The following is a 5,941-nucleotide window of genomic DNA, read 5'->3' as shown; positions in this document are numbered from 1 at the left end:
ACGCACCTCATTCTTCTTGGACATAACGCTTTGGAAAAAGCGCTCGCATGCCGAGACAAACGGCAAGACCGCGCCCATTGGGTGGTTGCCTATGTTCCCGAAGCCCTCTGGTACCAAATGGCATCTCAACATTTCCACACACTTTCAGAGCTTAGCATTGATATCATCGCGGTCGATCCACCACCACTGTGTCAGCTTGCTCTGGCGCGTACGATTTATCCGAGAGGTCGTCGAATCGGCACGTTTTCATCCCAATACACGAAACGCTGGCAATCGATGCTCTCACGCTTTACCGACAATGACATAGAAGCGTTCCGGCTCGACATCGCGCCCGTCACTCAAACCAATTTTGCTGGCACTTTTCTGTTTTCAATCAAACGACACGATTTGGTATTGCTGCCCTTGGCACCGCAATTTATCAATGCGTACACAGCGCGTAATGTCTTGTTGGCCGCCTATCGGCAACGTACACCGCTCATCGGTAATAGCCGAAACTTCGTACATGCCGGCGCACTCGCTAGCTGCATCGTGACAATCGAACAACAAGGCACTTTGCTTAAAGACATCCTTTCTTCTCCCGCAAAGGGCTTCCAAAAGGGCGTCCGTCTGCACTTCTCGGAAGCTTTCGACATCGTCGTCAACCCGCAAGTGGCGCAAGCCTATGGGGTCCTTCCGGGCACGCCAAAAAGACTGAAAGCTCAGATCGAAAAACAACTAGACAGGTGGCAGAAGTATGAACGCGACCAAGCCAAGTAAAATTGGACGTCAAATCTATGCCCTGATTTTGGTGCCATGTTTGCTACTGTTTGCCAGCCTGACTTACTTTTTTATCGACAAAAGTCTGCAACATGCCACGGAACACATGAACCAGCGTGGCGAGCTCATCGTGAAGCAATTGGCGCAAACTGCCGAATACAGCCTTTTTACAGGTGATCTAACCATGCTGGAACGGCTCGCCAGTCAGCTGCTTAACCAAACGGATATCGTTTCCATCGAGATACGCGATAAATTTGGCAACGTCATCTTTCAACGAGCCAACCCAAGGCTGGCCAAAACGGTTGACTTGGCCATTTATCATCAGTCGGTGATGGCACAAGCCAGCTTTCAGGACGATTTCATTGACAGCGCAGAGGATCAGAAACTCGGCGAAGTCGATATCAAGCTATCACGTCAGGCGCTTCGAGAAGAGCAAAAACAGATTTGGTTATTCGGGGCATTGATCGCGTTAAGCATTTTGGCGGTCGCTGTCCTTGGTGCCCTCTACTACGGTCGACGTCTGTCGCAAAGCATTCTGTCCTTGACCCAAAGTGTGCGCCAATTGCGTAACGGTCGCTACGATGTGCGTGTTAAGGTTGATGTCAACAATGAGCTGAACCGTCTCGCCAATGACCTCAACGCACTGGCGGAAACCCTTGAGAAGTCGCGTGAGGCTGAACAGCAATATACCGAAGCCCTTGTGCGTGCCAAAGAGCAAGCAGAGGCCGCAGATCGCGCAAAATCTGAGTTTTTAGCCAACATCAGCCACGAACTTCGCACGCCGATGAATGGCGCTATGGGTATGTTGCAATTGCTGGCCGATGCCAATTTGCCCGAACAAGAAAAGGAATACGTTCAACTCGCGCTCCAATCCACGCAGCATTTGCTCACGCTTATCAACGAAATCCTCGACTTTGAGAAACTCTCGGCAGGCCGTGTCGCCATTGAACATATCAATTTCGATGCCTATGATCGGCTCACCTCCGTCGCCAAAACATTCCGCTCACAGGCAGAACAAAAGGGCATCTCACTTAAGATTGACGTAGATGATTTGAAAGGCAAAGCGATTGGCACCGATCCGACACGCGTCACACAAATTGTTTCGAATTTAATTTCCAATGCAGTGAAATTTACTGAAAAAGGCCATGTGACACTTCGCGCAGAGCTCATCGAATCAGACCAACAAAAGTGGCTCAAAATCGAAGTCTCTGACACTGGACCAGGCATCGAACCGGAGAACCAAAAACGTATATTCGAAGCCTTTACGCAAGGCGATAACAGCACAACTCGGCGCTACGGAGGGACAGGTCTTGGCTTGACAATCACTCGGCAGTTGACGGAGCTGCTTGGCGGCACAATCACCCTCGACAGCCACCCCGGCCAAGGCGCTGCATTTACCGTCACACTTCCCGTGACAGTCCACACTCACCAGAATACAACATCCCAACTTCAGCTCGACAAATTACCTCACTTTATCGGTCGCGTCTTGGTCATTGAAGATAACATCGCCAATCAAAAAGTCCTCTGCGGAATGCTCAGAAAACTTGGACTAGATTGCACCGTTGCCAATGACGGTGTAGAAGCCCTCAGGGTCGCCAACGAACAACCGTTTGACCTGCTTGCCGTCGATCTGAATATGCCAAGAATGGATGGTGTAACTTTTCTGGAAACGTTGCGAAAGCAAGACTCGATGAATGCAGACACCCAGGCCATTATCATCAGCGCCACCAGCGAGGTCTTTACTGACGAGACCAAAGCGCGCCTATCCATCGTCGCTCAGGTTCCCAAACCTACGACCATCGACGCACTTGTTCGGGCAATTCGCTCCACGACACTGATCGAATTTGGCGACTAGAACAACTTAGCATAAGCGTTGCCATTCATTATCCAAATGTGGCCGCTCAATATGCTTTCCTTCCCAGACGCGCCAAAGGCCGTTGGCAAAAACGGCAGCTGGCTGCACAGGCCGGCCGGAAAACAACCACTGCGAAAGTGCCTGTTCAGGGCGGGTGTCCTTACGCCAGTCCATCCCGTCGAATGCCACAAAATCACAAAGGTGGTCGGACGGCCACAATGCTGTCGGCAGCCCCAGGCTCTGGCGTCCGGAACGAATTGCCTCAAGTACCAAACGCACCGCCACATTCGGCTGCTGCTCACTGGCATAAACACAACGGCGGTTCGAGCGCAGACGCTGACCATACTCGAGCCAGCGTAATTCCTCCGCGGGATTCAGACAAACGTGAGAATCACTGCCAATACTCCAATGGCCGCCGAGCTGGTCATATTCACTCAGCTGAAACACGCCATCCCCAAGGTTTGCCTCCGTCGTCGGACACAGTGACACGATGGCACCAGCGCGCACGATCGAAGCCATTTCACTAGCGTCGAGATGGGTGGCATGCACCAACGTCCATGTCTCGTCGATCGGACAGTGCTGAGACAACAACGCCACGGGTCGATGTCCGTAATGCTGGACACAGGCCTCCACCTCCAGCGGTTGTTCCGCAATATGAATATGGATTGGCATACCGGGTTGGTGCCAGGCCTCCAGTTGTTGAGGCAATCGCTCCACATCAACAGCGCGCAAAGAGTGCGGTGCCATGCCAATCACGACGCCGGGCTGCCCCTGCCAACGTGCCCGCAAACTACCGAGGATTTCCCCGTACAGGCCGTCGTCGCTGATAAACCGTCGCTGCTCGGGCAAAGGTGCTTGCCGTCCGAAACCAGAATACTGATAAAGCACGGGCAGCAAGCAAATACCGATACCGACACTTTGTGCCGCTTCAATGAGGATATGTCCAATATGCGCTGGATCCGAATATGGCGTAGTGTCTTCCTGATGATGCACATAGTGAAACTCGGCGACCCAACTGTATCCAGCTTCCAACATTCTCGCGTACAACTGCCGCGCCAGTCTCCCAAGTTGTTCCGCGCTCATGCCATTGGCGGCTTCGTACATCGCCTGACGCCAACTCCAGAAAGAATCATCCGGTCTTGTCCGATATTCTGCTTGCCCCGCAAAGGCCCATTGGAAAGCATGCGAATGTGTATTGATAAAACCGGGCAGCACCAAATCAAAAATGTGGTCTGCCTCACTGTCTCGCCCTGCGGCAATACGACGTAAAACACCTCCTTCGACTGTCAGAATTTGATTGGGACGGAACCCATGCTCCGTTAATAGATTTCTGGCGAAAATACGCATTGTCACCACACCCCTACCTTTAGATTAACACCCACGATGGATCCATTTTTCGAGCGCTTCGGTCAATAAACGAAAATCCACCGGCTTGGAAACAAAGTCATTCATTCCAACCTCCAAGCAGCGCTCTCTATCACGAACACCAAAATTGGCTGTCATCGCGATGATCGGCACCTCAATGCCTGATGCGCGAATACGGCGTGTGGCTTCAAATCCATCCATAACTGGCATTTGACAGTCCATAATAATGAGTGCACAGGGGGCCTTTTGCGCCAGCCTAACCGCCTCTTCACCATTTTGCGCTATCACGACCTCAAACCCGAGGCGTGTCAAAAACAACTCGGCCACCCGCTGATTGGCCAGATCATCTTCTGCCACAAGAATTCGGATCTTCGTTGGCTGGTCACCCATGATGGATTTCTCATCCTTTGGCAAAGTCCGTAAAATAGCACAAATTTTGACATCCATAAGACCAATTATGAATCACACACAGTGGATCCTAAATGCCCGTCTGGCTGATTGCACCGAAGGATGGTCAGGAGAAGAACAACTGGTTCACATTGGCATCAAAGATGGAAACATCCATGCCTTGACTGAGGCTTCGACTTCACCAAAGGGTGAAATTCTGTTCGATGCCGAACACAGGCTCGTCACGCCCGGACTTATCGACCCACATACTCATCTCATCTACGCTGGCGACCGCGCTAATGAGTTTGCGCTCAGGCTTGCAGGCGTTAGCTATGAAACCATTGCCCGGCGTGGAGGCGGTATTCAGGCAACAGTCACCAAGACACGTCAAGCCACAGAGCAACAGCTGTATCAAACAGCCAAGCAACGGCTTTCGGCTTGGCGCGCGCACGGCTTTACCACGGTCGAAATCAAGTCCGGTTATGGCTTGACCGAGACGGATGAACTCAAAATGTTGCGTGTGGCCAGACAACTGAACAGCGACGACCTGACCGTCTACGCCACACTGCTTGCCGCACATACCGTTCCGCCTGAGTTTTCCGGACAAGGCGATGCCTATATCCAGTGGATCTGCGATACCCTGCTTCCCAAAGCCAAAGCCGAGCAATTAGCAGATGCGGTTGACATTTTTTGTGAAAAGATCGCTTTTAACCAAGCGCAAACTCAAAAATTGCTTGCTGAAGCCAAACGGCTAGGCTTTCAACTAAAAATTCATGCCGAACAATTGTCGCATAGCGGAGGGGCGCGCACCGCGGCTGAGCTTGGCGCCATCAGTGCGGACCACTTGGAATACATAAACGACGACGATATCCGTGCCATGGCATCACACGGAACCACAGCCGTGTTGTTACCCGCCGCATTTTATTGTCTGAAAGAAACTCGGAAGCCACCGGTCGCTGAGCTTATACAAAACAAGGTTCCCATTGCCCTCGGTTCGGATGCCAATCCCGGAAGCGCACCGATGACCCAACCATTATTGATATTGAATATGGCTTGCACCCTCTTTGGACTCACCCCCAGTCAAAGTCTGTTAGGCGTCACGCGTTATGCCGCCCGAGCATTGGGACTGAGTGACCGTGGTCAGGTCGCAGTAGGCTATCGCGCCGATCTGGCCATCTGGGATTGTCAGTCGCACCATGAGCTTTCCTACTACATTGGCGGCCGGAGTGCTGTAGCGCGTGTGGTCAACGGACGGCTTTTCATGAATTGAAATGGTTCACCAGATCGTCACGCGATAGAAAAAAGACACCATCACCACCACGGGCAAACTCAATCCATACAAAAGGAGCCGTCGGGTATGCGTTCATCAACGCCTCGGCGCTGTTACCCACTTCAACGATCAGTACACCGTTCGGTTTGAGGTAGCGATGTGCCGAATGAAGGATGCGATGCACCAGGTCGAGGCCATCGTGACCTGCAGCCAACGCATGCACCGGCTCGTGTCGATATTCCTCAGGCAAATTCTCCATGTCCTGAGCATCCACATATGGCGGATTAGAAACAATGAGATCGTACTGT

6 protein-coding genes are annotated in these 5,941 nt (G+C 52.0%); 3 read left to right on the top strand and 3 right to left on the bottom strand.

What is annotated here, in order from left to right:
* A partial coding sequence (locus tag D6694_01680; GenBank protein ID RMH47662.1) for a hypothetical protein occupies positions 1 to 756 on the top strand: 756 nt, incomplete at its 5' end.
* Positions 734 to 2,611 carry a response regulator gene (locus D6694_01675; GenBank protein RMH47661.1) on the top strand — a complete coding sequence of 626 codons (1,878 nt, stop codon included), beginning with the start codon at positions 734 to 736 and terminating at the stop codon, positions 2,609 to 2,611. The genes D6694_01680 and D6694_01675, both read left to right, overlap by 23 nt.
* A 6-nt stretch (positions 2,612 to 2,617) precedes the next feature.
* On the opposite strand, the gene hutF is transcribed toward D6694_01675, so the two are convergent.
* Together hutF and D6694_01665 are read right to left on the bottom strand one after the other, a co-directional pair.
* Positions 2,618 to 3,958, bottom strand: coding sequence for a formimidoylglutamate deiminase (gene hutF / locus D6694_01670; GenBank protein ID RMH47660.1), 1,341 nt, complete (start codon positions 3,956 to 3,958; stop codon positions 2,618 to 2,620).
* Positions 3,959 to 3,982: 24 nt separating this feature from the next.
* Positions 3,983 to 4,366, bottom strand: coding sequence for a response regulator (locus D6694_01665; protein RMH47659.1), 384 nt, complete (start codon positions 4,364 to 4,366; stop codon positions 3,983 to 3,985).
* A gap of 67 nt (positions 4,367 to 4,433) precedes the next feature.
* Between D6694_01665 and hutI the strand changes: the two genes are divergently transcribed.
* Positions 4,434 to 5,633 carry an imidazolonepropionase gene (gene hutI / locus D6694_01660; protein RMH47663.1) on the top strand — a complete coding sequence of 400 codons (1,200 nt, stop codon included), beginning with the start codon at positions 4,434 to 4,436 and terminating at the stop codon, positions 5,631 to 5,633.
* Here the strand turns inward: hutI and D6694_01655 are convergent.
* Positions 5,623 to 5,941, bottom strand: a 319-nt coding sequence (locus tag D6694_01655) for a 50S ribosomal protein L3 N(5)-glutamine methyltransferase (GenBank protein ID RMH47658.1), incomplete at its 5' end; no start/stop codon positions are given. The genes hutI and D6694_01655 overlap by 11 nt on opposite strands.

This window comes from Gammaproteobacteria bacterium (genome assembly GCA_003696665.1).
Taxonomy (GTDB): Bacteria; Pseudomonadota; Gammaproteobacteria; order Enterobacterales.
This window is presented reverse-complemented; position numbering and strand designations above follow the sequence as displayed.

Coding starts and splice junctions, on each gene's coding strand:
- D6694_01675 (RMH47661.1), top strand. CDS start 734: ATGAACGCGACCAAGCCAAGTAAAATTGGACGTCAAATCTATGCCCTG.
- hutI (RMH47663.1), top strand. CDS start 4,434: ATGAATCACACACAGTGGATCCTAAATGCCCGTCTGGCTGATTGCACC.
- D6694_01665 (RMH47659.1), bottom strand. CDS start 4,366: ATGGGTGACCAGCCAACGAAGATCCGAATTCTTGTGGCAGAAGATGAT.
- hutF (RMH47660.1), bottom strand. CDS start 3,958: ATGCGTATTTTCGCCAGAAATCTATTAACGGAGCATGGGTTCCGTCCC.